The organism is Acidimicrobiales bacterium (assembly GCA_035294085.1).
Classification (GTDB): domain Bacteria; phylum Actinomycetota; class Acidimicrobiia; order Acidimicrobiales; family Bog-793; genus DATGLP01.
The window spans coordinates 191249-216625 of sequence record DATGLP010000008.1 but is presented as its reverse complement, the minus strand read 5'-3'; the positions used below and the strand labels follow the sequence as shown (position 1 = coordinate 216625).

Genomic DNA, 25377 nt, shown 5'->3' with positions numbered 1-25377 from the left:
ACCCGAGGGGACTACGCCAGCCGGGCCCTGCTCTCGTTGGCCCTCCACGGCGGGGACCAGCCGACCTCGGTGCGCGACATCGCCGATCGGACCGGCCTGCCGCAGCCCTACCTGGAGCAGATCCTGCTGGCGCTCAAGGGCGCCGGCCTGGTGCGCTCCAAGCGGGGTGTCGGCGGCGGTTACGTGCTGACGGCGCCGCCGGAGGTCATCACCCTCGGGCAGATCGTGAGCGCCGTGGACGGCCCGATCGTGGCCGGCGACTTCGGCGAGCCGCACACCAACGGGGCGTGCGACCACGAGGGCCAGTGCGCGCTCCTCGCGGTGTGGGCCGAGGTCGGCGAGCACATGCGCCGCCACCTCGACTCGTTCACCCTCGCCGACATGGTCGCACGCGCCCGCGGGATGGCCCCTGCCCTCGAGCCCCTCGCCTGAACGGCGGTCGTCCTCGGGCGCACGACCGAGGGGGCGCAGGCCGCTCGCACGGTTCGGCGCACGAGCGGGTCCGCCCGGCAGCCGGTCGCAGCTCGGCGGCGACTCGACCCCTGGCGACGCCGGGCAGCGTCTCGCCGAGCGACCCTCCGAAGCGCAACGGCGCCGCGATCGCGAGGCGCCTCGGGAGACCATCGGCTCGCAGGGCACCACCGCGCCCTCGCACGAGGCTCACGCGAGGCGGTCGACGTTCCACGAGCGCAGGACGCGCACCCCTCGCTCGGTCCCGAGGAGGCCGAGCGCGCCGGCATCCAGGAGCAGCTGGCGGCCGGTCGCCGGGGGCCAGCCGAGGAAGCAGGCGGCGAGGACCCGCAGGAGGTGCCCGTGCGAGAAGACGAGGACGGGAGGCCCTCCGCTGCCGTGCCCGATCACGGCGAGGACGCGCTCGGCACGCACCGCCACGTCCGCCAGCGCCTCGCCGCCCGGGCAGCCGTCTCGGAACAGGTCCCATCCGTCCCGCTCGGCGCGCACCTCCGAGGCGCGCCGCCCCTCGTACTCGCCGTAGTCCCACTCGGCGAGGTCGTCGAGGACCTCGGCGCGCTCCCCGAAGCCGGCCAGCTCGCAGGTCTCGCGAGCGCGCCGGAGCGGGCTCACGAGGACCCGGGCCGGCTCCAGGCCGGCGAGGCGCCGAGCGAGGGAGCGAGCCTCGCCCCGCCCCGCCTCGTCGAGGGGCAGGTCCGTGCGCCCGGTGTGGCGGTGGCTGCGGCTCCACGCCGTGGAGGCGTGGCGCACGAGGACGAGGTCGAGCGTCAAGTCCTCGGGTGCCGCCGCGCCGCCCACCGCCGCCTCGCTTAGCGCGGCTGCCTTCAGGGAAGGACTTCCCCGAGGGCCCGGGAGGCAACGGGCTGGAATGAGCGGGGCGAGCGTGGCGTTAGCAACGGTGCAACCTTAGAACGAGACCAACGGCGCTAGCCTCGGTCGTTGGCGGAAGCTGAAGGAGACCTCGCCATCACCACCGTGATCACGACGGACGAGCAGGTCGAGCGCCCCGAACGGGGGCCGGACCTGATGCGCCTGTTCCTCGACGACCTGGGCAGGCACCCGCTGCTCAGCGCCGAGCAGCAGGTCGCGCTGGCGCAGCGCATCGAACGCGGCGACGAGGCGGCTCGCGCCGAGATGATCGCGGCCAACCTGCGGCTGGTCGTGCACTGGGCCCGCCGCTACCAGGGGCGAGGGGTGGACCTCACCGACCTCATCCAGGAGGGGACCTTCGGGCTGATGCGCGCCGTCGAGAAGTTCGACTGGCGCCGCGGCTTCAAGTTCTCGACGTACGCGACCTGGTGGATCCGCCAGTCGCTCCAGCGGGCCGTGCAGTCGAAGGGGCGTGCCATCCGCCTTCCCGAGGACGCCGTTGCCGCCGAGGCGGCCGCCGAGCGCGAGAGCGGGGACGGCTACGAGCCGCGCCTGCCGCGGGTTGTGGCGAGCCTCGACCAGCCGCTCAGCGCCGACGCGACCGCGACCCTCGGCGACCTCATCGCCACCGACGAGGACGCACTCGACGAGTCGACGGTCGACGCGCTCGCCCGCTCGCGCCTCGAGGACGCGGTCAACCGACTGCCCGAGCTCGAGCGGTCGGTCGTGCGCCTGCGCTTCGGCCTCAGCGGCCGTGCCCCGGCGTCGCTCGAGACGACGGCCCGCGAGCTCGGCATCGGGGTGCGCCGCGTCCGCAGCCTCGAGGCGGCGGCGCTGCGCTTCCTCGCTGCCCAGCCGGAGGTCGAAGCCCTCCACCCGGCGGCCTGAGGCGCTCACGAGCAGCTGCCGAGGACCGCGGCGAGGTCGGTCGGCAGCGGCGAGGTGAGCTCGAGCGGTGCGCCGCTCGTGGGGTGGGCGACGCGCAGGCGCTCGGCGTGCAGGAAGGGGCGCCGCAGGCCGAGGGCGAGCGAGCGGCCGCCGTAGGAGGCGTCGCCCGCCACCGGGTGGGAGATGGCTGCCAGGTGGACGCGGATCTGGTGCGTCCGGCCGGTCTCGAGCTCGACGTGCAGCTCGGTCGCGTCGACCGGCCAGCGGTAGCGGGCGAGCACCTCGTAGCGCGTGCGCGCCGGCCTGCCGTCGACGCGCACCGCCATGCGCGTCCGGCTGGCGAGGCTCCGCCCGATGGGGGCCTCGACGACGCCGGCGTCGGCCGCCATGGTCCCGAGGACGAGCGCACGGTAGGTACGCCCCATCGACCGCTCGGCGAGCTGACGGGCGAGGGCGGCGCGCGCCTGCTCGGTGCGCGCCACGGCGAGGAGGCCGGAGGTGTCCTTGTCGAGGCGGTGCACGATCCCGTTGCGACCCGGCTCTCCCACCCCGGCGAGCTCGGGGTAGGCGGCGAGGAGCGCCGCCGCGAGCGTGTCGTCGTCGTGCCCGCGCCCGGGGTGCACGACGACGCCGGCGGGCTTGTCGACGACGATGATCGCCTCGTCCTCGTAGACGACGCGGTAGTCGACCGGTGCGGGCGCGCACGCGGCGCGGCGGGGGGCTGGCGGCTCGGCGAGCGAGAGGCGCTGGCCCGCAGCGACGCGCCGTCGGCGCAGCGTCGCCGGTACGCCGTCCAGGTGCACGGCCCCCGCCTCGATGAGCGCCGCCGCCTCCGAGCGAGAGCGCCCGGCGAGCAGCGCGAGGCAGCGATCGAGGCGCGCACCGGCGAGCTCGCTCGGCACGACGATCTCCTCGGTCACCGCTGCGCCGTCCCCTCGTCGCGAGCCCGCGCGCGCCCGCGGCGCGCCGCCGGTCGGCGCAGCGAGCGCACGACGAGTGCGGCGCAGCCGCAGACGATCGCAGCGTCGGCCAGATTGAAGGTCGGCCAGAAGGTCGTCCGGATGAAGTCGACGACCGCACCGGCGCGCGCGAGCCGGTCGACGAGGTTGCCGAGCGCGCCGCCGAGCACGAGGCCGAGCGCGACGGCGCCCGCCCTGCTCGTCACGAGGCGCGCCGACGCGACGAGGCCGAGCACGAGCAGGCCGACGAGCACGAGGATCGGCCCGCCGAGGCCGGTGCCGAGCGAGAAGGCGATCCCGCTGTTGTACGCGAGGGCGAGGGAGAGGGGCCCGACGAGGTGGACCGGTGGTCCCTTGAGGTGCTCGAGCGCGAGCGCCTTCGTCAGCTGGTCGAGCCCGACGACGGCGGCCGCGACGGCGAAGACGGTGAGGGTCCGCCGCCAGCTCGCGCCCGCGCCCGGGCGCGCCAGGCGGGAGCTCAGCGGCGCGACAGGCCCCCGCTCTTGCAGGCGATGCACAGGCGCGCGTAGGGCAGGGCCTCGAGCCTCGCCTTGGGGATGAGCTCGCCGCAGCGCTCGCAGATGCCGTAGCGGCCCGACTCGATCTTGGCGAGGGCCTCCTCGATCTCCTCGACCGCGGCGAGCGCCTGGGCGGACAGCGCCAGATCGCGCTCGCGATCCACCGTGACCGTCCCGCCCTCGCCCGACTCCTCGTCGAACTGGACGTCGCCGGGCTCCATCTCCTCGACGAGCGACTCCGCCTCGGCGCGCAGCGACTGCGCCTGCTCGAGGTAGGTCGCTCGCTCCTCGAGGAGCGCCTGGCGCTGGTGGGCGAGGAAGCGCTCGTCGCCCGCGTACCCGGCCGCCGCGGCCTTGGCCGCCTTGGCCGGCCGGGCCGCGCGGCTCGGCCGACGGCTCGACGTCTCCGCAGCCGACGGCTTGCGCGCCGGCGCGCGCTGGGCGGTCGCAGGCTGGCGGCCCTGCGCGGCCGCCGGCGCCTTGGCCGGCCGCTCCCGCGTGGCGCCCGCCGCCTTCGTCGCGCCGGACTGGCGCGCGGCGGGCTGCTTGCGCGCCGCAGCCTTGGCCCCACCCGTCTTCGAGGCGGACGCCGGCGCCTTGGCCGATGACCTCCTCGAGGCGCTCGGGCTCGAGGCGCTCGGGCGGTCGGACGTGCCCGCCTCGGCCGCCGCGTCGCTTCGGCGGGCCGGGGAGGACCTCTTCCTGCCCTCGCCCGGGTCCTTCGCCTCGACCGAAGCCGTCGAGGTCGTCGTCCGGGGCATCGTGCTCAGCATCTCCTCTCCGGGCAAGGGTGCGCGACGTTATCCGATCGCCAACGGGGCGTCGATACCCCCGGCCGGCGCCGGCCCTAGCGCGCACCCCGCCGGCGCGCGCCGACCCGATCGGCCGCCGCCGCGGCGGCGAGCGCCTCGTCGATGCGCCGGTCGGCGGTGGCGGCATCCACGCCGCTGATGCGGACGCGCTTGTGGCGGGACCGCTCGCCCGACGCGATCGTCACCGCCGAGGGGGCGACGTCGAAGAGCGACGCGACGAGCTCGGTGAGGGCCGCGTTCGCCCGCCCGTTGGCCGGCGGGGGGGCGACGCGCACGTGCAGCGCGTCGCCCCGCCGGCCGACGACCGCGGCGCGCCCTGCGCCTGGCTGCAGGTAGCAGCGCAGCACCACCGCTTCGCCCGCCTGCCCCGGGCGCTCGACCTCGAAGAGCCGGTCGGCCACGAGCCCTATCGTAGGGCCATGGACGTGCCGGCCGACCTGCGCTCCTACCCCGAGGTCCCCGATCGCCCGGACTACCCGGCGCTCGAGGAGGAGATCCTCGCCTTCTGGGCGAAGGACGAGACCTTCCGGGCCTCCGTCGAGGCGCGCGAGGGCGCCGAGGAGTTCATCTTCTACGACGGACCGCCCTTCGCCAACGGGCTCCCCCACTACGGGCACCTGCTCACGGGCTTCGTGAAGGACGCCATCCCCCGCTACCAGACGATGCGCGGTCGCCACGTCGAGCGCCGCTTCGGCTGGGACTGCCACGGCCTGCCAGCCGAGACGGAGGCCGAGCGAGAGCTCGGCGTCTCGGGACGGGGACCGATCACCGAGTTCGGGATCGCCCGCTTCAACGACTACTGCCGCACCTCCGTGCTCCGCTACCGCGACGCCTGGCAGCGCTACGTGACCCGCCAGGGGCGCTGGGTCGACTTCGAGCACGACTACAAGACGATGGACCGCTCCTACATGGAGAGCGTCCTGTGGGCCTTCAAGGCGCTCTACGAGCGGGGCCTCGTCTACGAGGGGCTGCGTGTCCTGCCCTACTGCTGGGAGTGCGAGACGCCGCTGTCCAACTTCGAGACGCGCCAGGACGACGCCTACCGGGAGCGCATCGACCCGGCCGTGACGGTCCGCTTCCGGCTCGAGGAGTCCGGCGGCGAACGGCTCAACCTCTACGTGTGGACGACCACACCCTGGACGCTCCCCTCGAACCTCGCCCTCGCCGTGCGGGAGGACCTCGACTACGCGGTCTTCGAGCGCGACGGCGAGCGCTTCGCGCTGGCCGAGGCGCGCGTCGAGGCGCTCGCCGGGCTGCTCGCGGGAGCCGAGCGCGTCGGCACGGTCAGCGGTCGGGACCTCGTCGGGCGCCGCTACGAGCCGCTCTTCCCCTACTTCGCGAGCACGCCGGGCGCCTTCCGCGTGCTCGCGGCAGACTTCGTTGCCACCGACGAGGGGACGGGCATCGTGCACCTCGCCCCCGGCTTCGGCGAGGACGACCAACGAGTCTGCGAGGCCGCGGGCCTGCCGATCGTCTGCCCCGTCGACGACCGCGGCCGCTTCGACGCCTCGGTCCCCGACTTCGCCGGGCACCAGGTCTTCGCCGCCAACCCGGCGATCATCGACGCGCTCGAGCGCCACGGCGCGCTCGTCGCGCGTGAGGAGTGGGCGCACAGCTACCCGCACTGCTGGCGGACCGACACGCCCCTCATCTACCGGGCCGTTCGCTCGTTCTTCGTCCGGGTGAGCGCGCTGAAGGAGCGCATGGTCGAGCTCAACCGGTCGATCAACTGGGTCCCCGCCCACGTCCGGGACGGCGCCTTCGGCAGGTGGCTCGAGGGGGCTCGCGACTGGTCGATCTCGCGGAACCGCTTCTGGGGCGCGCCGATCCCGGTGTGGAAGAGCGACAACCCCGACTACCCCCGCGTCGACGTCTACGGGAGCCTCGACGAGCTCGAGGCCGACTTCGGGGTCAGGCCCGCCGACCTGCACCGGCCGGCCATCGACGAGCTGACGCGCCCGAACCCCGACGACCCGACCGGGTCGTCGACGATGCGCCGCGTGCCCGACGTGCTCGACTGCTGGTTCGAGTCCGGCTCGATGCCCTTCGCCCAGCTCCACTACCCCTTCGAGCACGCGCGACGCTTCGAGGAGAGCTTCCCCGCCGACTTCATCTGCGAGTACGTCGGGCAGACGCGCGGCTGGTTCTACACGCTCCACGTCCTCGCCACGGCCCTGTTCGACCGTCCCGCGTTCTCCAACTGCATCGCGCACGGCGTCGTCCTCGGAAACGACGGACGCAAGCTCTCCAAGCGCCTCAAGAACTTCCCGGACCCCGAGGACGTCTTCGCTCGCATCGGCGCGGACGCGCTCCGGTGGTACCTCCTGTCGGCGCCCGTGCTGCGCGGCCTCGACGTGGCCATCGAGGAGCAGGCCATCGCCGAGCCGGTGCGCCGCGTCCTCAACCCGATCTGGAACTGCTGGCACTTCCTCGCCCTCTACGGCCGGGTCGACGGCGTCGTCGGCCGCTTCCGAACGGACCAGTCGGGCGTCCTGGACCGCTACGTCCTGGCCAAGACGCGGCTGCTCGCCGAGGCGGTGACGGCAGCCCTGGACCGCTACGACCTCGCCTCGGCCACCTCGTCGGTCGAGACCTTCCTCGACGCCCTCACGAACTGGTACGTGCGACGCAGCCGGGAGCGCTTCTGGCGCGCGCTCGCCGTCGATCGCGCCGACAAGCTCGACGCCTACGACACCTTGCACACGGTCCTCGTCGTCCTCTCGAAGCTCGTCGCCCCGCTCCTCCCCTTCCTCGCCGAGGCGATCTTCCGGGGCCTCACCGGCGAGCGCAGCGTCCACCTCGCCGACTGGCCCGACGTGTCCGGCCTGCCAGCCGACCGCGAGCTCGTCGAGTCGATGGACCTGGCGCGCGCCGTCTGCTCTGCCGCGCACTCGATCCGCAAGGCCGAACGCCGCCGGGCGCGCCTCCCGCTGCGCCGGCTGACCGTCGCCGGCGCCGGTGCCGCCCGCCTCGCGCCGTTCACCGAGCTCATCGCCGACGAGGTGAACGTGAAGGAGGTGGTCCTCACCGAGGACCTCGCCGGCACGGCGAGGACCGTCCTCGCCCCGGTGCCCGCGGCCCTCGGCCCGCGCCTCGGCCCGGCGACCCAGCACGTGCTCGGCGCGGCGCGCCGTGGCGACTGGGCCCGCGACGAGCACGGACGCGTGGTGGCCGGCGGGGTCCCGCTCCTCGAGGGCGAGTACGCCGTCCGCCTGCTCCCCGAGGACGAGCGCTCGAGCCGGGTGCTGTCGGACGAGGCGAGCGTCGTCACCCTCGACCTCGAGGTCACGAGGGAGCTCGCGGAGGAGGGGACGGCACGGGACCTCGTCCGGATCGTGCAGCAGGCACGCAAGGAGGCCGGCCTCGACGTGACGGACCGGATCGCACTCCGCCTCGGCGTCCCCGACGACGTCGCCGCCCTCCTCGATCGCTGGGGCCCCGAGCTCAGCCGCCAGACGCTCGCCACGGCCCTCGAGGTCGGCGCGCCCCGAGGTGGCGACGCGGTCTACGCCCTCCCCGACTCGCGCCGCGTCACGGTCGGCCTCGCACGCCGCTCGTAGCGCGGCGCGCGCTCAGCCGCCCCAGCCGCCGCGCCACTCGGCGCCGGGATCGGCACCCTCGGCGCCTGGTTCGGCGAGGGGCCCGAGGTCCACGCCCGAGGTCCAGCGGGCCCAGAGCGCGTCCTCCGCGTCCGGGGCAGCCTCGCCCGCCCCCTCCGCCGGGACGCCGTCGCTCGCCGGCGCGGCCGGCTCGCTCGCCTCGAGACGGGCCTGCGCCGCCTCGAGCGCGGCGCGAGCGGCCTCGGAGACGGCGAGCCCCTGCTCGACCTGGCGGAGCGCGGCGGTCAGGCCCGCGCTGAGGCGCTCGCGCTCGGCCTCGGCGAGGCGGACGAGGGCGGCCAGCTCGAGCTCGAGGCGGCGACGCTCCTCGCCGAGGCGCGCGATGCGCTGGGTGAGGTCGTCGGCAGCCTCGCTCTCGAGCTGCCGGGCGCGCTCCTCGGCGCCGGCGACGAGTGCCTGCGCCTGCGCGCGGGCGGACTCGAGGATCCGACTCGCCTCCTCGTTCGCCTCCTTGATGGCGAGGTCGGCCGTGCGCTGCGCGAGCACGAGGGTCCGGCGGATCGCGTCGTCGTCGGGGGTCGGCTCGGCCTGGGAGGCGGCCCGCTGACGCAGGGCGTCCAGCTCGGCGCGCAGCTCGTCCACCGCGACGGCGACGTTCTCGAGGAACTCGTCCACCTCGTCGGTGTCGTAGCCGCGCAGGCGGTCCCTGAACTCGACCTCCCGCAGGACCTTCCCCGAGATCTCCATTCGTCGTCAGGGGCCCGCCGGCGCGACGGCCCGGCTCCCCGTCCCCCTTTCGATCCGTCCGTGCGGTGCTCGCGCACCGACCTCACCCTCGGTCCTCGACGCGCCGGCGCGGCCCGCGGGAGCCGGAGCGCCCGCGAGCGCGCACCGGCGGCGGTGCCCCCACGCTGCGCCCGGCCGGCGACCTGTCCCGCCTGCACGCCGGTCGCGCCCCGGCGCACCGAGCGCTGCCTCCGCCTCGCGCAGCGATCCCACGTTGCGACTCCCGCTCCGGCGACGCAGCAACGACGTGATGCGGCCGATCGTACCTTCGGCCCGCGCCGCGCTCGCGGATGGCGCGCGACTACCCGAGCTCGAGCAGCCGGACGACGAGCTGGAGGGCGAAGAGGACGACGAGCGGCGACAGGTCGAGGCCCATCGAGCCCACCCGCAGCGGCGGCAGGACCCGCCGCACGGGCGCGAGGACCGGGTCGGTCACCGCCGCGAGCACGCGGACCACCCGGGCGAGGCGCGACCAGGGGTGGATCGGGAACCAGGAGAGGACGATGCGGACGAAGAGGACGACGACGTAGAACTGGAGCAGGTCGACGATGATCCGCAGGGCCATCGTCAGCCTCTCGCCGCCGGCGGCCCGAGGGCGGCGCGCCTCACGAGTGGAGCAGCCCGTGCTCTTGGAGGCGCTGGCGCTCCTCGGCGGTGACCTCGACGTTCGAGGGGGTGAGGAGGAAGACCTGGTCTGCCGCCTTCTCCATCGAGCCGCCGAGCGCGTAGGTGAGGCCGGAGCAGAAGTCGATCATCCGCCGCGCGAGGTCGCGGTCGCTCGTCGTGAGGTTGACGATGACCGGATTCGACGCCTTCACGAGGTCGCCGATCTGCTGGGCGTCGGCGAAGCGGGTCGGGGCGACGACGTGCACCTTGGCGGCAGCGGGCCGGCTCGGCGCCAGCGGGCGGACGACGGCCTGGCGTGTCCCGGGCGCCTCGCGGGCCTCCTCGGGGACGAAGGGGCGCACGAGGCTGCGCGTCTCGGCCGCCTCCGGACGGGCCGGATCGGGGTAGGCGGAGCGGGGCGAGCGGTGGGGGGCGTGGCGAGCCTCCTCGACCGGCTCGTAGTCGTCGTAGAGCTCGTCGTCCTCGAGGTCCTTCAAGCCGAGGTAGGCGAGCGCCTTGTTCACGAACGATGCCATGTCCACCCTCCTGCGAGGACCCTATTGTGGCACCCGAGGACGCGCCGGGGGCGTCTCCGGCGCGGGGCGCGCCGGGCGGCTCCCGAACAGGGCGCGCCCGACGCGCACCATCGTCGAGCCTGCGGCGACGGCCAGCTCGAGGTCGTCGCTCATGCCCATCGAGGCCTCCTCGAGGCCGAGGTCGGCGACGAGGGCCGCCACCGTCTCGAAGCAGCGGCGTGCCGTCTCCCGCTCGGGAGGTGCCACCGTCATGAGGCCGCGCACGGCGAGGTCGAGGCGCTCGAGCGCGGCCACGAGCGACGGCACCTCGCCGGGCGGCACGCCGGGGCGACCGGGGAGGCCGGCGGCGTTCACCTCGACGAGGACCTCGGCGCCCGGCGCGCGCGCCGCGATCGCCTCCCCCTCCTCGAGCCGGTCGACGCCCTGGTAGCAGGCGACGAGGGGCGCGAGCCGCGCCAGCTTGTTGCGCTGGACGGCACCGAGGAAGTGCCAGCGCACCGGCAGCGAGGCGCCGACGGCCGCCGCCTTGGTGACGAGCTCGTGCGCGTAGTTCTCGCCGACGTCGACGCACCCGAGCGCGACGGCGGCGCGCAGCTCGTCGAGACCGAACCCCTTCGTCACCGCGACGATCCGGATCCTCGCGAGGTCGCCGCCGGCCACGGCGATCCGCCGGCGGACGCGCTCCAGCCGCTCCCCGATCCGGGCGAGGTCCCCGGACCCGCCGGGCGTCGTCACGGTCCGGCCGACGGCCACCAGGCGACGAGCGCGTGGCGAGCCTCCTCCCGGCGCGCCCGGCTCGAGAACCACCGCCCCCCGTCGCAGGCGGTGCAGCCGCCGAGGGTGGCGACGAGCGGAACCTCCTCGCGCGCGAGCACGGCGCGCACCGCCGCCGGGAGGTCGAAGGCCGGCTCGTCCCGGCCCGTGCGGCCGAGGGCGGCCGGTCCGAGGCGGCGAGCCGCCGCCGCGAGGTCACCGGCCGAGAAGGCGTAGCACTCCGGGTGGATGCACGGCGACAGGACGGCCTCGATCCCCTGGGCGCCGAGGCGCCGCATCGCCTCGAGCGCCCGCTCGACGACGCCGGCGACGAGGCCGCGCCAGCCCGCGTGCACGACGGCGAGGACGCGTTCCGTCCCGGCCAGCGCGAGGAGGGCGCAGTCGGCTCCGAGCACGGCGACGGGCAGGTCCGCGGCGGTGGTCACGAGGGCGTCCGCGGCATCCCCGAACGGTCCGGGCCGGCCGTCGACGACGGCGACGGCGCCCCCGTGCACCTGGCGAGCGAAGCGCCACGGGAGGGAGGGCAGGTCGGCAGGGAGGTCCCCGACGGCACCGTGCCGCCAGCGGCGGGCGTCCCCGTCAGCCCTCGTCGTCATCGCCGCCCGGGCGCCCCCGCCGAGGGTCGCCGCCGGGCGCCCCGGCCCGCTAGCGGAGGAAGGAGGGGACGTCGAAGTCGTCGTCACCGAGGTCGACCTCGTCGCCCCCCACAGCGAAGACATCGACCGGCGGGCGCTCGGGCTCGGCACCACGGGCCGCCTGCTGCTCGGCGCGCGCGCCGCGCTGCGAGGCGCGCTCCTCGAAGCGATCGAAGCCCGCGGCGATGACGGTGACCCTCACCGCGTCGCCGAGCGAGTCGTCGATCACGCTGCCGAAGATGATGTTGGCGTCAGGGTGCGCGACGCCGTGGATCGTCTGGGCGGCCTCGTTGACCTCGAAGAGCTTCAGGTTCGAGCCGCCCGCGATGTTGAGCAGGATGCCCCGGGCGCCCTCGATCGAGGCCTCGAGCAGCGGGCTCGTGATCGCGTGCCGGGCGGCGTTCACCGCCCGACCCTCCCCGGTCGCCGAGCCGATCCCCATGATGGCGCTGCCCGCGTTGCTCATGATCATCTTCACGTCGGCGAAGTCGGTGTTCACGAGGCCCGGCACGTTGATGAGGTCGGTGATCCCCTGCACCCCCTGGAGGAGCACCTCGTCGGCCATCTTGAAGGCGTCCACCATCGTCGTGCTCGCGTCGGCGAGCGACAGGAGGCGCTCGTTCGGGATCACGATGAGCGTGTCCACCTTCTCCTTCAGGCGCTGGATCCCCTGCTCGGCCTGCACCGACCGGCGCCGCCCCTCGAAGTCGAACGGTCGGGTCACCACGCCGATCGTGAGCGCCCCGAGGCTGCGGGCGATCTCGGCGATGACCGGCGCCGCGCCGGTGCCGGTCCCGCCGCCCTTGCCGGCGGTGATGAACACCATGTCGGCGCCCTTCAGGACCTCCTCGATCTCCTCGATGTGGTCCTCGGCGGCCGCGCGACCGATCTCCGGGTCGCTGCCGGCACCGAGCCCACGGGTCAGCTGGCGGCCGATGTCGAGCTTGATGTCGGCCTCGCTCATGAGCAGGGCCTGGGCGTCGGTGTTGACCGCGATGAACTCGGCGCCGCGCAGGCCGGCCTCGATCATCCGGTTCACCGCGTTGACGCCCGCGCCGCCCACGCCCACGACCTTGATCACGGCGATGAAGCTCTGCGATGCGCCGCTCAATTCTGTCCCCCGTCTCCCTGCTGACCCACTCCCCGGGACAACCTCACCGCCAGCCCTCGGCACCGGGAATCCCGCTGCGCGTCCGTCCCGGCCCGCCCGCGACCCTCGCGCCGACGGGTCGACTCGGAGACGACGAGCTGAGCTGGCGAGCCCCGGCGCGGGCGACCGGAGCAGGTAGGGACTCGGACGTCGTGAACATAGGGCGGGCACCTCACGGGGTCAAGACCGCCCTCGAGGGAACCCGCAGGTCGATTGTGACGATTCCCGTCACATCCACCCGAGCGAGGACGGTCGCGAGGGCCACGAACTTCTCGTGCAGGTCGGCCGCAGTGCCGAGCACGGCGAGGGGGCCGTGGACGATGCGGCACACGACCCCGAGGCCACGGCGTTCGGCGAGGTAGGCGATCCGGCCGACGAGGGAGGCGGGGACCTCGGCGGCGACCGCAGCGAGGGAGGCGCCGGGCGCCTCGACGAAGCCGCCCGGGCGCGGCACGCGCGCGAGGCCGGCGAGCGGCACCACCCCCGAGGCGCGCGCCACGTCCTCGAGGACCCGGCCGCTCGGGTCGAGGAGCGCGACCCGGCCACCGGGAATCGGCGCGGCGGCGACCGCGACCCGCTCCCTGAGGACGATCGACACGGCCGACGGCCACCGCTTCGTGACCCGCGCCCGCGCGACCCAGGGCAGCGCCTCGAGGGCCGCCTCGGCCCGCGCGCTGCTCACGTCGATGAGCGGCGGATGGGCCCGCAAGCCCGTGGCGGCGAGGACCTCGGCGCGCGTGGTGTGGCGCGCGCCGACGATGGTGACGGTGCGCACCGAGCACAGCGGCGAGTGCAGCACGACGAGCGCGAGGACGCCGAGGGCGACGACCGCCGCCGCCACACCGGCGCGGCGCAGGCGGCGGCGGCCCGCTGCGCGCGCCACGGCGACGCGCCGCGCCAGCACCTTGGGGTCCGGTCGCGGCGCTGCCCGCCGCTCGCGCGCCGGCGCGACGGAGGGTGCGCTCACGGCGCGAACCCCACGGTCTCCAGCTCCCAGGCGAGCTCGACGCCGAGGCGCGCCGCGACGACCTCGCGCACCTCGCAGGCGAGCGCGTAGACGTCGTCGGCCGTGCCTCCGGGTTCGACCACGATGAAGTTCGCGTGCTTCGTGGACACGCGGGCGCCGTTGCGCCGCCGACCCTTCAGCCCTGCCGCCTCGATGAGGCGGCCGGCGGACTCGCCGGGGGGGTTGGCGAAGACGGAGCCGCCGTTGCGCCCGCCGGGCTGGTGCTCCCGGCGCCAGCGCACGAGCTGCGCGACGAGCGCCTGCGCCCGGCTCGCCTCGGCGCGCTCGAGCGCGAAGCGCGCCGAGCAGACCACCTCGTAGCGCCCGATCGCCGAGCGCCGGTAGCCGAGCGCGAGCGCCGCGGCGGGCAGGTCGCGCCCGACCCCGTCGCGAAGGTCGAGGACGCGAGCCGAGACGAGGCGGTCGGCCGTCTCGCAGCCGTGGGAGCCGGCGTTCATCCGCACCGCACCGCCGACCGACCCGGGGATGCCCACCGCCCACTCCATCCCGGTGAGCCCGGCCGCGGCGGCCCGGCGCGCCACGACCGGGAGCGGCACGGCGCCGCCGGCCTCGAGGCTCGCGCTCGCGGCCTCGACGCGCAGCGCGTCGTGCGGCGGCCCGAGGGCGACGCACACGCCGGCGAAGCCCCGCTCGGCGACGAGGAGGTTCGAGCCCCTGCCGAGGACGAGCACGTCGACGCCGGTCTCGGCCACGGCCTCGCAGAGCGCGTCGGCCACGCCGGGCTCGCCGAGCTCGACGAAGAGCGCGGCCCGGCCACCGACGCGGTAGGTGGTGCGCCCCCCGATCGGCTCGTCGCGCCGCGCCCACCCGCCGAGGAGGCGCGCCGCCGCCTCGACCGCCGCCGCCCGGGCGGCGAGCGGCATCAACCGGCCCCTCCGGCCGAGAGCTCGTCGCCGAGGCTCGTCAGGTCTCCGGCGGACAGCGTGAGGCAGCAGTCGCCGGGCCGCAACGTCGCGGCGAGGAACTCGACGACCTCGCCGCGGCTCGAGCAGCTGACGACGCGCGCCTCGGGGTGGGCGGCGAGCACGGCGTCGACGATGAGCTTCGAGGACACGCCCGGGCGCGCGCTCTCGCCGGCGGCGTAGATCGGGGTCACGACGAGGACGTCCGCCTGCACGAAGGCGTGCGCGAAGTCCGGCGCGAGCGCCTCGACGCGCGAGTAGCGGTGCGGCTGGAACACGGCGACGATGCGCCGGAACCCGCCGAGGCGCGCCGTCGACAGCGCGGCTTCGACCTCGCCCGGCAGGTGCGCGTAGTCGTCCACGAAGGTCACCCCGTTGCGCTCCCCGCGGAACTCGAAGCGACGGGCCACGCCGGCGAACCGGGCGAGCGCCCGTCCGACCACCTCGAGCCGGATGCCGAGCTCGAGCGCGGCCGCCGCCGCGCCCGCGACGTTGCGGGCGTTGTGCGCCCCGGGCACCGGCACCGTCCAGTCGTCGACCGCCTCGCCGTCGACCTCGAGGCCGAGCGTGAGCGAGGCACGCCCTCCCGCGAAGCGCGCGATGCGCACGTGCGCGCCGGGGGCGAAGCCGTACGTCCTGGCCGTGGGTGGCGCCAGGGAGCGCGCGCGGGCGTCGTCGGCGCACACGACCGCCCGCGGCGCGTTCGCGAGGAAGCGGCCGAACGCGCGCTCCAGCGCCTCGACGGACCCGTAGTGCTCGAGGTGATCTGGCTCGACGTTCGTCACGAGCGCGACCTCCGGGGCGAGCTCGAGGAAGGTTCCGTCGCTCTCGTCGGCCTCGACGACGAGCCACTCGCCGGGGCACCACGCGGCGTTCGTGCCGATCTCGTTGACCTCCCCGCCGACGAGGAACGAGGGCGACAGACCCGCCTCCGCCGCCACGAGCGCCACCATCGAGGTCGTCGTCGTCTTGCCGTGCGTGCCCGCCACCGCGAGCGTGCGCCGCTGCGCGCAGATCGCGGCGAGCGTCTCGGCGCGCGAGTGGATGGGCACGCCGGCGCTCCGGGCCGCCGCGAGCTCGACGTTGCCCGGCGGGACGGCGCTCGAGGTCGCGACGACCTCGGCGCCGGCCACGTTCGCCGCATCGTGGCCGACTCGCACCTCGACCCCGAGCGCCCGGAGGCGCTCGAGCGCCGGTCCGTCCTTCACGTCGCTGCCGGAGACCACGTGGCCCATCTCGCGCAGCACCGTGGCGATGGCGCTCATCCCCGCGCCCCCGATCCCGACGACATGGACGCGCCGCGGCCGGCTGAGGTCCGGGGCGCTCACCGGCGAGCGCTCCTCGCGCCAGCGCCCGGCGAGCGCTCCTCGCCGTGGCGCGCCCCACGCCCGCCCGGCACCCGTCCGCTCGGCGGCGCCGCGGCTACCTCGGCGACGAGGCGCGCAATCGCCGCGGCGGCGTCCGGCCGGCCGAGGGTACGCGCGGCCCGGGACATCTCCGCCAGGCGAGCGGGATCCTCGAGCAGCTCCTCGACCAGCCCCGCGAGGCGCTCGCCGGTGCACGCCGCGTCGTCGAGGACGATGGCGCCCCCCGCGCGCGCGAGCGCGTCGGCGTTCCGACGCTGGTGGTCGCCGGGCGCGCCGGGCAGCGGCACGAGGATGCTCGGCGTGCCGACGACCGCGAGCTCGGCGACCGTCGACGCGCCGGCTCGGCACACCACGAGGTCCGCCGCGGCGAGCAGCTCGGGCATCCGCTCCTCGAAGCCGACGAGGCGGTAGGCGACGGACCCGCTCGGCGAGCCGAGCGCGGCGCGCCGGCGGCCGACCTCCTCGAGGTTGCGGGCACCGGCGACGTGGTAGAGGAGCAGATCGCTGCGGCCCGCGAGGCGCCTCGCCAGGTCGAGGGCCGCGTCGTTGAGGCGCCGGGCGCCGAGCGACCCGCCGACGACCGCCACGAGGGCGCCGTCTCCGACGCCGAGGCGCCGGCGCGCGCAGGCTCGCCCCTCGGGCGAGCGGTCGACGCCGAGCACCTCGGGACGCACCGGCGCCCCGGTCACCACCGCGCGCGGCAGCGGCGTGCCGGTGAAGGCGACGGCGCAGACCCGGGCGAAGCGGCCGGTGACCCGGTTCACGGCGCCCGGCACCGCATCGACGTTCACGACGACGAGCGGCCGGCGCAGCGCCGCGGCCGCGAGCGAGCAGGCGAGCGCTGCGTAGCCGCCCAGGCTCACGACCGCGCGCGGCCGGTGCCAGGCGACGAGCACGAGGGCGCGCGCGAGGGCGACGCCGAGGCCTGCCAGCGCCGCGGCGCTCGCGGGCGTCGGACGGCGGACGACCCCCCGGCCGGGCAGGAGGGTGAGGGCGATGCCGCGCGGCGGGACGAGCTGCGCCTCCATTCCCCGGCGCGACCCGACGAAGCGCAGCGCCGAACGCTCGACGCCGCTCGCCACGAGGGCGTCGGCGATGGCGAGCGCCGGCAGCACGTGGCCGGCCGTCCCGCCTCCCGTGATGAACAGCGCCTCGCCGCGAGCGGTCACGGCGCGCCCTCCTCCTGGGTGGCCCGCGCCCGCGCGACGTTCGCGAGGAGGCCGCTCGCGACGAGCACGACGACGAGGGAGGAGCCGCCGAAGGAGAGGAACGGCAGGGGGATGCCCGTCTCGGGGAGGATGCCGGTCACGCCGCCGATGTTGATGAGCGCCTGGCACACGATCCAGCCCGTGACGCCGACCGCGACGAGCGCGGAGAAGCGATCGGGCGCGTGCGCGGCGATGCGCAGCCCCACCCAGCCGAAGGCGAGGAAGGCGAGGACGACCCCGACGGCGCCGAGGAGCCCGAGCTCGTTGCCGACGACGGCGAAGATGAAGTCCGTCTGCGCGTTCGGCAGCAGCCCGTAGGTGGTGGCCGACCCCGCGAAGCCGGCACCGGTGAGGTGCCCCGAGCCGAGCGCGGCGAGGGACTGGACCACCTGGTAGCCGGTCGTGGTGGCGTGCGCGAACGGGTTGACGAACGAGAGCAGCCGCGCGCGCCGGTACGGGGCTGCGAGCGCCAGCGCCCCGCCGGCGAGCGCGACGAGCCCGAGCCCGCCGACGAGCAGCCGCGTCCGCACCCCGCCGGCGAAGAGCACGAGCCCGCAGATGCACACGAGGACGATCGCGGTCCCCATGTCGGGCTGCTTCAGGATCAGGACGCCGAGGAACGCGAGCACGAGGGCGAGCGGCCGCACGATCTCGCGCAGCTCGTCGCGTGCGCCGGCGCGCCGGCACACGAGGTCGGCGGCGAAGAGCACGAAGGCGAGCTTCGCGAGCTCCGAGGGCTGGATCCGGACGAAGCCCGCGCCGATCCAGCGGCTCGAGCCACCGGCGCTGCGGCCGATACCGGGCGCGAGCACGGCGAGGAGGAGCAGGGTCGTCCCCACGAGCAGCGGCACGGCGAGCCGTCGCAGGCGGGCGAGGTCGACCCGGCGGGCGAGCGCGAAGCCGAGCACGCCGAGCACGCTCCACAGCAGCTGCCGCTCGAAGAGCGACCAGGCGGAGCCGTAGTCGACGATCGAGACCACCGGCGAGGCGGACAGCACCATGACGAGGCCGAACGCGGTGAGGAGCGCGGCCAGGGCGGTGATGCGCCGAGCGTCGCCCGCCGCGGGGGTCCGTGTCGTCGCCGGGGCGTGCGCGCTCGGCCGTGGCGCGCCGGCGCCCCCGGTGATGACCCGAAGGCGCGGCGCCCCCGGGACCCGCGCCGGTGCAGGTCTCGGCAGCCGCCGCTGCGGCGAGGCCATCAGGCGCCCCTCCGCGCGCCGGTCGCCCGGTCGCTCGCGAGCTCGAGGACCGCCCGGGCGAAGTCCTCGCCGCGCTCCTCGTAGGACCGGTACCAGTCGAACGAGGCGCAGCCAGGCGAGAGCAGGACCGCGTCGCCGCTCGCCGCGAGCCGCGAGGCGGCCTCGACGGCCTCGCGCATCGACCCGGCGCGCACCACGGGGCACAGCTCCTCGAACGCCGCCGCGACCTCGTCGGCGGCCTCGCCGATGGCCACGACGGCGCTCGGGCGCGCCGACCCGCCGTGCCCGCGCGCCGGCCGCATCGCCGAGAGGTCGAGCCCCTTGTTCCGCCCGCCAGCGATGAGCACGACCCGCTCGAACCCCTCGAGGGCAGCCCGAGCCGCCGACGGCGTCGTCGCCTTCGAGTCGTCGTAGTAGTCGACGCCGTCGACGCTCGCGACGAACTCGACGCGGTGCGGGGGCGGCTCGAAGCGCTCGAGCGCGCCGCGGCAGGCGTCCGGTTCCGCGCCGGCTTCGAGCGCCGTGGCGAGCGCCGCGAGCGCGTTCAGCTCGTCGTGGGGCAGCGCCCGCCGGAGGTCGGCGCGCCGGATGAGCGGCTCGCCGGATGGGCCGACGAGCGCGTCGCCCTCGACGCGGTACTCGCCGGCGTCGCGCCCGAAGCGGACGAGCCGACCCCGGACGAGCCGGGCGGCCTCGCGCACGACGGGGTCCTCGGCGTTGGCGACGGCGACATCGTCGCCTTGCTGGTTGGTCCACACCCGCGCCTTCGAGGCGACGTAGTGCTCGAGGCTCGGGTGCCAGTCGAGGTGGTCCTCGGCGAGGTTGAGCCAGGTGGCGACCGCGGGCCGGAAGCGCTGCGTGAAGGCCAGCTGGAACGACGAGACCTCGACGACGGCGACGTCGAGGTCGCGCCGCCCCACGGCGGTGACGAGCGGCTCCCCGATGTTGCCGAGGGCGCGGGCACGCACGCCCGAGGCTGCGAGCATGGTCGCGACGAGGCCGGTGACGGTCGTCTTGCCGTTCGTCCCCGTCACCGCGACGATCGGTGGCACGCCGAGCCGATAGGCGAGCTCCAGCTCGGAGACGACCGCTCCGCTCGGCGCGAGCTCGATCGCGCGATGCCGCGGCGGTATCCCCGGGCTCACGACGACGAGGTCGACCTGCTCGAGCAGCCGCCGCAGGTCGGCGTCCGGCGGCGTCGGGCGCAGCTCGACCCCGAGGCCCTCGGCGGCAGCGAGCGCCGGCGCGCCGGGCGCGTCGTCGAGCGCGACCGTCGCGACGCCGCGCCGGACGAGGAGCTCGGCGACGGCCCTGCCCGTGCGCGCGAAGCCCACGACGAGGACCCTCCGAAGGGACGCGCCGGGCCCGCTCACAGCTTCCGCACCCCGAGGAAGTCGGCGTAGAAGACCCCGAGGGCGACCGCGGTGCACAGCCCGGAGAAGATCCAGAACCGCACGATGACGGTCGTCTCCGGCCAGCCGACGAGCTCGAAGTGATGGTGGAGCGGCGCCATGCGGAAGATACGGGTGCCGAAGCAGCGGAACGCGACCACCTGCGCGACGACCGAGAGCGTGACGACGAGGAAGAGCCCGCCGATGACCGGCAGCAGGAGGGCCAGGTTGAGCTCGAGCGCGATGCAGGCGAGCCCCGTGCCGATGGCGAGCGAGCCGGTATCGCCCATGAAGATGCGCGCCGGCGCCGCGTTCCACCAGAGGAACCCGACGCAGGCCCCACCCATCGCGATCGCCGCGAGCGCCAGATCGAGGGCGTCGAGCCCCCGATGGGCGACCCCGTAGAGGTGGGCGTGGCGAAACTCCCAGTAGCCGATCAGCGTGAGGCAGGTGAAGCTGAACGCCGACGACCCCGCAGCCAGCCCGTCCAGCCCGTCCGTGAGGTTGACGGCGTTCGCCTCGGCGACGATGACGAAGGTGGCCCACACGGTCCACACGCCGGCCCCGAGCGCGATGCCGGGGACGTCGAAGCGGGTGAACGAGAGCGTCGTGCGAGCGCCGGCGAGGTAGACGGCGGCGAGCGAGAAGCCGACGCCGACGGCGAGCTGGAGGGCGAGCTTCGCCCGCTTGTTGAGGCCGAGGCTGCGCCGGCGCCGGACCTTCAGCCAGTCGTCCGCCAAGCCGATCGCGCCGGCGAGGACGACCGCGGCCACGACGAGGACGCCACCAGCGGACAACGGTACGTGCGTGCCGACGTGGCCGAGGAAGTAGCCCCCCGCCACCGCGGCGATGATCGCGAGGCCGCCCATCGTCGGCGTGCCGGCCTTCACGAGGTGGATCGCCGGACCGTCCTCCCTGATCTGCTGGCCGATGCGCCGGCTGGACAGCCAGCGAAGCAGCACCGGGGTCCCGAAGCCAGCGATGAGGAGCGCCACGCCACCGGCCGTGAAGATGGCGATCACCGCGCCGCGGCCTCCCCGAGGCCGAGGGCCGCGACCGAGGCCCGGACGACCTCGCGGTCGTCGAAGGGCAGCGAGCGCCCGGCGACCTCCTGGGACCTCTCGTGCCCCTTGCCCGCGACGACGACGACGTCGCCGGGGCGTGCCGCACGCAGCGCGGCCGCGATCGCCGCCCGTCGGTCCACCTCGAGGAGGTGGGGCGTGCCCGCGGGCATGCCGGCGCGGATCTCCCCGATGATGGCGAGCGGGTCCTCGCTGCGGGGGTTGTCCGAGGTGAGCACGACGAGGTCCGCGAGCCTCGCCGCCACGGCGCCCATCGCCGGGCGCTTCCCCCGGTCGCGCTCGCCCCCGCACCCGAAGACGGCGATCACCCTGCCGCTTCGGGAGCGGGACGCCGGGCACCCCCGCGCCGCCTGGAGCACCTGCTCGAGAGCGGCCGGCGTGTGCGCGTAGTCGACGACCACGGTCACGCCGCTCGGGCCCGGGATCGCCTCGAACCGCCCGGGGACCGGCGCGGCCGCCTCGAGCCCCTCGACGATGGCCGCTGCCTCGACGCCGAGGGCGCGCGCCGCCACGGCCGCGCCGAGCGCGTTGCGCACGTTGAACACCCCTCCGAGCCGCAGGTGCACCCGGTGGCGACCGAGGCGGAAGCGGCTCCCGGCGACACCCACCTCGAGGTCGTGGGCGTCGGCGAGGGAGAACGACGCCATGGGGATCGGCGCGGCGGCGAGCAGCCGCGCCCCGTGCTCGTCGTCCGCGTTGGCCACCCCGAAGCGGCACCGCTCGGGGGTGAACAGGCTGGCCTTCGCCTCGAAGTAGGCCTCCAGCGACCCGTGGAAGTCGAGGTGCTCGGGTGACAGATTCGTGAACACGCCGACGTCGAACCGCATGCCCTCGACGCGCCCGAGCGCGAGGGCGTGGCTGCTCACCTCGATGGCGCACGCCCGGACCCCCGCGTCGCGCGCCTCGGCGAGGCGCCGCTGCAGCTCCGGCGCCTCCGGCGTCGTGCGCCCGCCGTCGAGCGTCCCGACGACGAGGGTGGGCCAGCCGTAGCGCTCGAGGATCGAGCGCAGCAGGTAGGTCGTGGTCGTCTTGCCGTCCGTCCCGGTGACGCCGACGCAGCGCATCGCCCGAGCGGGATGCCCGTAGAAGGCGCACGCTGCACGGGCCATCGCCTGGCGCGCCCCGCCCGGTGCCACGACGAGCTGCACGGCTGGACCCGCGGCCGCGCCGAGGGAGCGCTCGCAGACGAAGGCGACCGCGCCCGCGTCGCGCGCCGCGCGCGCGTAGTCGTGGCCGTCGTGGCGGGCGCCGGGGATGCAGCAGAACAGGGAGCCGGCGACGACCTCGGCGTGGTGGAACACGACCGCGCGGACCTCGACCCCGCCCGGGTCGCCGAGGACCGCGAGCGGCTGGACTGCCTCGACGAGACGGCCGAGGTCGACGCGTGGGGGCTCACGGCCCACGCGAGCCCCGCTCACCGGCGGGCGGCGCCGGCCGGTCGAGCCGCCGGCGGTGCGATGTCGAACCGGCGCAGCGCGTAGCGCATGACGCGCGAGAAGACCGGCGCGGACACGAGGCCACCGTAGATCGGGGTCGGGTGGTTGAGCACGACGATCCCGGCGAGCGCCGGGGCCTGGGCAGGGACGAAGCCGACGAAGGTGGCGTTCCAGTCGCCCGGGACGTAGCCGCCGCCCGGGCTCGGGACCTGCGCGGTCCCGGTCTTGCCTGCCACGGTGTACCCCGGGATGCTCGCGAGCACGGCGGTCCCGTCCTGGCGGACGACGCCCTCGAGCATCGACACGACCTGCTCGGCCGTCGAGCGGGAGAGGATCCGGGTGCCCCTCGGGACCGGCACACGGTGCACGACCCCCTGCGGGGTGACGGTCGCCGCGACGAGGTGCGGCGGGCGCAGGACGCCGCCGTCCGCGACCGCGTCGAACGCGTCGAGAACCTGCATCGGCGTGACCGCGACGCCCGTGCCGATGGGCACCGCCGCCGCGGTCGAGCCGTACCAGGTCGCCGGCGTGCCGATGATCCCGGGCGACTCCCCGGGCCAGCCGAGGCCGGTGAGCCGGCCGAAGCCGAACGCGCTGAGCGCCCGGGCGAGGCGGTCCAGGCCGAGGAGCCTCGAGATCTCGATGGTCCCGACGTTCGAGGACTGGGCGAGGATCTGGCGCGCCGTCATCTGCACGGTCGGATGGATCTCGGCGTCCTGGAAGGTGTAGCCGCCGACGTCGATCGAGTCGGGCACGGTAAACGTCGAGTTCGGCGAGATGAGGCCGTCCTTGAGCGCCCATGCCATCGTGGCGAGCTTCATGACCGAGCCCGGCTGGTAGACGGAGGTGAGCGCGAGGTTGGTGGGCGCCGGGCCGATCGCCCCTCTCCTGCCCGCGACGAGATCGACCATGGCGAGGATCGCGCCGGTGCGCGCATCCTCGACGACGGCGATGCCGCTCGCGGCATGGGTCGCCCGCATCTGCGCCGCGAGGTCCCGCGTCACCTCGAGCTGGAGCGGCTCGTCGATGGTGAGCACGATCCCGCTCCCCCCGCGCGGCGGCACCACTCGGCGCACCCCGCCGGGCAGGGCGAGGCCGCCGGGCGCCTCCGCCACGAGCTCGCGGCCCGGTCGGCCGGCGAGGACCTTGTCGAACTGGTACTCGAGGGCGGCGTCGCCCTCGCCCGCGAGGTTGACGCCCCCGAGGAGCGGCTGGAAGAGCGAGCCGCCGCTGTAGACGCGTCGGGCGTCGTCGACGAAGGAGATCCCGGCGAGGCCGAGGGCGTCGATGCGGGCGCGCGTCGCGGCCGTCACCTGACGGGCGAGCACCACGTACCCGTTGCGCTGCGAGAGCGCCGCCGTGAGCGACCGGGGAGAGGACCCGAGCACCGGGGCGAGCGCGGCCGCCTCGGCGCGCGGCGCGCTGATGAGGAAGTCGTCGGCCACCACGTCGTAGCGGGGCACCGACAGCGCGAGCACGTCCCCCGAGCGGTCGTAGATGGGGCCGCGCGCTGCAGGGAGCGCGACGGTCTGATCGACCTCGCCCTGCTGGTAGGCGGCGTACCGGGCGCCGTCGAGCACCTGCACGATGAGCAGGCGCCCGACGAGCAGGGCGGCCGCGCCCGAGAACCCGAGCGCGACCGCCGCCAGCCGACGCGGCCTCGCCCGGCCGCCCGGCGGCGCAGCGCGCCGCAGCTCGGCGCGCCGACCCGGGTGGCGGTGCTGGTCGGCCATCTCAGCGAGCCGCCTGCGCCTCGGCGACCGTCGGACCCGGATCGACCGGCGTGAGGTACTGGACGGATCCCGGCCCCACCATGCCGAGCTGGCGCTCGGCGAGCGTGAGGATCCTCCGGGGCGAGGCGAGCTGGGCCCGGGCGAGCTGGAGGTTCTCGTTCTCGCTCACGGCAGAGGCCAGCTGCTGGCTGAGCTCGTCGATGCGCACCTGGCGGGAGGCGACCTCGGCCTGGACCGCGGCGACGAGGAGGAGCGCGCCGAGCACGACGGCCGCGGCGAGCGCGACGAGCCCCCGGGCGCGCCGCCGGGCGCCGCGCACCGCCTGCCGTCGCGCCTCGACGACGGCGAACTCGACCCGCCGGCGCTCCGGCCGTCGGGCTCCTGCGAGGCCGGCCGCGGCCATCTAGCCCTCGCGGACGCGAGCGGTCGCATCGAGCCGCTCGGCGGCGCGCAGGCGCGCGCTCTGCGCGCGCGGGTTCGCTCGGACCTCCGCTTCGGATGGCAGGCGCGCACCGCGCGTGAGGACACGCACGAGTGGCTGCGCGCCGCAGGCGCAGGGGAGCCCGGTGGGGCACCTGCAGCCGCCGGTCTCGGCGATGCGCAGCCGCTCCTTCACGATGCGCTCCTCGCCCGAGTGGTAGGAGAGGACGACGAGTCGACCGCGCGCCTCGAGGAGCGAGATCGCCACGTCGAGGGCCGGGGCCAGCAGCTCGAGCTCCTCGTTGACCGCGCAGCGCAGTGCCTGGAAGACACGGCGGGCCGGGTGCCCCCGTCGGCGGCCGCTCGCGGGGACCGCCCGGGCGACCGCGTCGGCGAGCTCGCCGGTCGTCTCGAACGGGCGCGCCGTCACGATCGCGCGGGCGATCCGCCTGGCGAGACGACCCTCGCCGTGCTCGGCGAAGAGCCCGGCGAGCCACCGCTCGTCTGCGGTATTGACGAGGTCGGCGGCCGTCGTGGCCGTCGAGGTATCCATGCGCATGTCGAGCGGCGCATCCCGCCGGTAGCTGAAGCCGCGCTCGGCCGTGTCGAGCTGGTGCGAGCTCACGCCGAGGTCGAAGAGCACGGCGACGAGCGGCTCGCCGGAGGACGTGCGCTCGCCGGCGACGACCTGCGCGAGGGCGTCGAAGCGAGCGTGCAGGACGCGCGCCCGCCCGCCGAAGCGCGCGAGCGCGGCGGCAGCGGCTGCGACGGCCTCCCGGTCGCGATCGAGCCCGACGAGGCGGCAGTCTGGCCGCGCCGAGAGGATCGCCGCCGCATGGCCGCCCCACCCCACCGTGGCGTCGAGCACGAGGCCTGGCGGAACCGGCGCGAGCAGCTCGAGAACCTCTTCGACCATGACCGGGACGTGGCCGGGCTGGCGGCTCATCGGCTGTTCCTCGGCCGCGCGTTCGGTCGCCGGCGTCGAACGACGCGGCGGTTGATCGGCGGAGAGGGTTGCTCGGCGACGACCGGTGGCCGCGGCCGAGG

Annotated in this window: 25 protein-coding genes; 3 read left to right on the top strand and 22 right to left on the bottom strand. The window is 75.6% G+C overall.

Annotated elements, in window-relative coordinates:
* On the top strand, positions 1–432 hold a 432-nt coding region (locus tag VKV23_03575; protein ID HLI15118.1), incomplete at its 5' end, for an Rrf2 family transcriptional regulator.
* Positions 433–660: 228 nt separating this feature from the next.
* Here VKV23_03575 and VKV23_03570 read toward each other — a convergent pair.
* Positions 661–1269 carry a histidine phosphatase family protein gene (locus VKV23_03570; GenBank protein HLI15117.1) on the bottom strand — a complete coding sequence of 203 codons (609 nt, stop codon included), beginning with the start codon at positions 1267–1269 and terminating at the stop codon, positions 661–663.
* Between the two features lie 141 nt (positions 1270–1410).
* On the opposite strand from VKV23_03570, the gene VKV23_03565 reads away from it, so the two are divergent.
* Positions 1411–2229: a sigma-70 family RNA polymerase sigma factor gene (locus VKV23_03565; protein HLI15116.1), complete on the top strand. Its 819-nt coding sequence runs from the start codon at positions 1411–1413 to the stop codon at positions 2227–2229.
* Positions 2230–2234: 5 nt separating this feature from the next.
* Here VKV23_03565 and VKV23_03560 read toward each other — a convergent pair whose 3' ends face one another.
* The 4 genes from VKV23_03560 to VKV23_03545 all read right to left on the bottom strand — a co-directional run bounded on the left by VKV23_03560 (position 2235) and on the right by VKV23_03545 (position 4919).
* A complete protein-coding gene (locus VKV23_03560) occupies positions 2235–3149 on the bottom strand; it encodes an RluA family pseudouridine synthase (GenBank protein ID HLI15115.1) in 915 nt (304 codons plus the stop codon).
* A complete protein-coding gene (gene lspA / locus VKV23_03555) occupies positions 3146–3706 on the bottom strand; it encodes a signal peptidase II (protein HLI15114.1) in 561 nt (186 codons plus the stop codon). The genes VKV23_03560 and lspA overlap by 4 nt, the downstream gene beginning before the upstream one ends.
* Entirely contained in the window at positions 3667–4479 is an 813-nt protein-coding gene (locus VKV23_03550) for a TraR/DksA C4-type zinc finger protein (protein HLI15113.1), read from the bottom strand. The genes lspA and VKV23_03550 overlap by 40 nt, the downstream gene beginning before the upstream one ends.
* A 74-nt stretch (positions 4480–4553) precedes the next feature.
* Positions 4554–4919, bottom strand: a complete 366-nt coding sequence (locus tag VKV23_03545; protein ID HLI15112.1) for a DUF167 family protein — start codon at positions 4917–4919, stop codon at positions 4554–4556.
* Positions 4920–4937: 18 nt separating this feature from the next.
* Here VKV23_03545 and ileS point away from each other — a divergent pair, with 18 nt between their 5' ends.
* The gene (ileS, locus tag VKV23_03540; protein HLI15111.1) at positions 4938–8078 is read left to right on the top strand and encodes an isoleucine--tRNA ligase; all 3141 of its coding nucleotides are present in this window, start codon (positions 4938–4940) and stop codon (positions 8076–8078) included.
* Positions 8079–8090: 12 nt separating this feature from the next.
* Here the strand turns inward: ileS and VKV23_03535 are convergent, their stop codons facing one another.
* The 17 genes from VKV23_03535 to rsmH all read right to left on the bottom strand — a co-directional run bounded on the left by VKV23_03535 (position 8091) and on the right by rsmH (position 25276).
* Positions 8091–8825 carry a DivIVA domain-containing protein gene (locus VKV23_03535; protein ID HLI15110.1) on the bottom strand — a complete coding sequence of 245 codons (735 nt, stop codon included), beginning with the start codon at positions 8823–8825 and terminating at the stop codon, positions 8091–8093.
* 340 nt (positions 8826–9165) lie between these two features.
* Positions 9166–9429, bottom strand: a complete 264-nt coding sequence (locus VKV23_03530; protein HLI15109.1) for a YggT family protein — start codon at positions 9427–9429, stop codon at positions 9166–9168.
* Positions 9430–9469: 40 nt separating this feature from the next.
* A complete protein-coding gene (gene sepF, locus VKV23_03525) occupies positions 9470–10006 on the bottom strand; it encodes a cell division protein SepF (GenBank protein HLI15108.1) in 537 nt (178 codons plus the stop codon).
* Positions 10007–10027: 21 nt separating this feature from the next.
* Complete coding sequence (locus VKV23_03520; protein HLI15107.1) at positions 10028–10759, bottom strand: YggS family pyridoxal phosphate enzyme; 732 nt, start codon at positions 10757–10759, stop codon at positions 10028–10030.
* Positions 10738–11376 (bottom strand): polyphenol oxidase family protein, encoded by a 639-nt coding sequence (locus tag VKV23_03515; protein ID HLI15106.1) that lies wholly within the window; start codon positions 11374–11376, stop codon positions 10738–10740. Before VKV23_03515 ends, VKV23_03520 begins: the two co-directional genes overlap by 22 nt.
* Before the next feature lie 49 nt (positions 11377–11425).
* The gene (gene ftsZ, locus VKV23_03510) at positions 11426–12526 is read right to left on the bottom strand and encodes a cell division protein FtsZ (protein HLI15105.1); all 1101 of its coding nucleotides are present in this window, start codon (positions 12524–12526) and stop codon (positions 11426–11428) included.
* A 211-nt stretch (positions 12527–12737) separates the two neighbouring features.
* On the bottom strand, positions 12738–13532 hold the full coding sequence (locus VKV23_03505; GenBank protein HLI15104.1) for an FtsQ-type POTRA domain-containing protein: 795 nt from the start codon (positions 13530–13532) through the stop codon (positions 12738–12740).
* Positions 13529–14455 carry a UDP-N-acetylmuramate dehydrogenase gene (gene murB / locus VKV23_03500; GenBank protein HLI15103.1) on the bottom strand — a complete coding sequence of 309 codons (927 nt, stop codon included), beginning with the start codon at positions 14453–14455 and terminating at the stop codon, positions 13529–13531. Before murB ends, VKV23_03505 begins: the two co-directional genes overlap by 4 nt.
* Positions 14455–15822, bottom strand: coding sequence for a UDP-N-acetylmuramate--L-alanine ligase (gene murC, locus VKV23_03495; GenBank protein HLI15102.1), 1368 nt, complete (start codon positions 15820–15822; stop codon positions 14455–14457). Before murC ends, murB begins: the two co-directional genes overlap by 1 nt.
* Positions 15819–17030: a UDP-N-acetylglucosamine--N-acetylmuramyl-(pentapeptide) pyrophosphoryl-undecaprenol N-acetylglucosamine transferase gene (locus VKV23_03490; GenBank protein HLI15101.1), complete on the bottom strand. Its 1212-nt coding sequence runs from the start codon at positions 17028–17030 to the stop codon at positions 15819–15821. Before VKV23_03490 ends, murC begins: the two co-directional genes overlap by 4 nt.
* Entirely contained in the window at positions 17027–18268 is a 1242-nt protein-coding gene (gene ftsW, locus VKV23_03485; protein HLI15100.1) for a putative lipid II flippase FtsW, read from the bottom strand. Before ftsW ends, VKV23_03490 begins: the two co-directional genes overlap by 4 nt.
* On the bottom strand, positions 18268–19602 hold the full coding sequence (gene murD / locus VKV23_03480; protein HLI15099.1) for a UDP-N-acetylmuramoyl-L-alanine--D-glutamate ligase: 1335 nt from the start codon (positions 19600–19602) through the stop codon (positions 18268–18270). Before murD ends, ftsW begins: the two co-directional genes overlap by 1 nt.
* Positions 19603–19637: 35 nt before the next feature.
* On the bottom strand, positions 19638–20681 hold the full coding sequence (mraY, locus tag VKV23_03475) for a phospho-N-acetylmuramoyl-pentapeptide-transferase (GenBank protein HLI15098.1): 1044 nt from the start codon (positions 20679–20681) through the stop codon (positions 19638–19640).
* Positions 20678–22144 carry a UDP-N-acetylmuramoyl-L-alanyl-D-glutamate--2,6-diaminopimelate ligase gene (locus VKV23_03470; protein ID HLI15097.1) on the bottom strand — a complete coding sequence of 489 codons (1467 nt, stop codon included), beginning with the start codon at positions 22142–22144 and terminating at the stop codon, positions 20678–20680. The genes mraY and VKV23_03470 overlap by 4 nt, the downstream gene beginning before the upstream one ends.
* A gap of 11 nt (positions 22145–22155) precedes the next feature.
* Entirely contained in the window at positions 22156–23910 is a 1755-nt protein-coding gene (locus tag VKV23_03465; GenBank protein HLI15096.1) for a penicillin-binding protein 2, read from the bottom strand.
* Position 23911: 1 nt separating this feature from the next.
* Positions 23912–24313, bottom strand: a complete 402-nt coding sequence (locus VKV23_03460; GenBank protein HLI15095.1) for a hypothetical protein — start codon at positions 24311–24313, stop codon at positions 23912–23914.
* Positions 24314–25276 carry a 16S rRNA (cytosine(1402)-N(4))-methyltransferase RsmH gene (gene rsmH / locus VKV23_03455; protein HLI15094.1) on the bottom strand — a complete coding sequence of 321 codons (963 nt, stop codon included), beginning with the start codon at positions 25274–25276 and terminating at the stop codon, positions 24314–24316.
* Positions 25277–25377 lie beyond the last annotated feature (101 nt).

Excerpts from the sequence above, each read along its gene's own strand:
- VKV23_03550 (HLI15113.1), bottom strand. The coding sequence starts at position 4,479 with ATGCTGAGCACGATGCCCCGGACGACGACCTCGACGGCTTCGGTCGAG.
- VKV23_03515 (HLI15106.1), bottom strand. The coding sequence starts at position 11,376 with ATGACGACGAGGGCTGACGGGGACGCCCGCCGCTGGCGGCACGGTGCC.
- ftsW (HLI15100.1), bottom strand. The coding sequence starts at position 18,268 with ATGGCCTCGCCGCAGCGGCGGCTGCCGAGACCTGCACCGGCGCGGGTC.
- ileS (HLI15111.1), top strand. The coding sequence starts at position 4,938 with ATGGACGTGCCGGCCGACCTGCGCTCCTACCCCGAGGTCCCCGATCGC.
- VKV23_03535 (HLI15110.1), bottom strand. The coding sequence starts at position 8,825 with ATGGAGATCTCGGGGAAGGTCCTGCGGGAGGTCGAGTTCAGGGACCGC.
- sepF (HLI15108.1), bottom strand. The coding sequence starts at position 10,006 with ATGGCATCGTTCGTGAACAAGGCGCTCGCCTACCTCGGCTTGAAGGAC.
- rsmH (HLI15094.1), bottom strand. The coding sequence starts at position 25,276 with ATGAGCCGCCAGCCCGGCCACGTCCCGGTCATGGTCGAAGAGGTTCTC.
- VKV23_03460 (HLI15095.1), bottom strand. The coding sequence starts at position 24,313 with ATGGCCGCGGCCGGCCTCGCAGGAGCCCGACGGCCGGAGCGCCGGCGG.
- VKV23_03530 (HLI15109.1), bottom strand. The coding sequence starts at position 9,429 with ATGGCCCTGCGGATCATCGTCGACCTGCTCCAGTTCTACGTCGTCGTC.
- murB (HLI15103.1), bottom strand. The coding sequence starts at position 14,455 with ATGCCGCTCGCCGCCCGGGCGGCGGCGGTCGAGGCGGCGGCGCGCCTC.
- VKV23_03465 (HLI15096.1), bottom strand. The coding sequence starts at position 23,910 with ATGGCCGACCAGCACCGCCACCCGGGTCGGCGCGCCGAGCTGCGGCGC.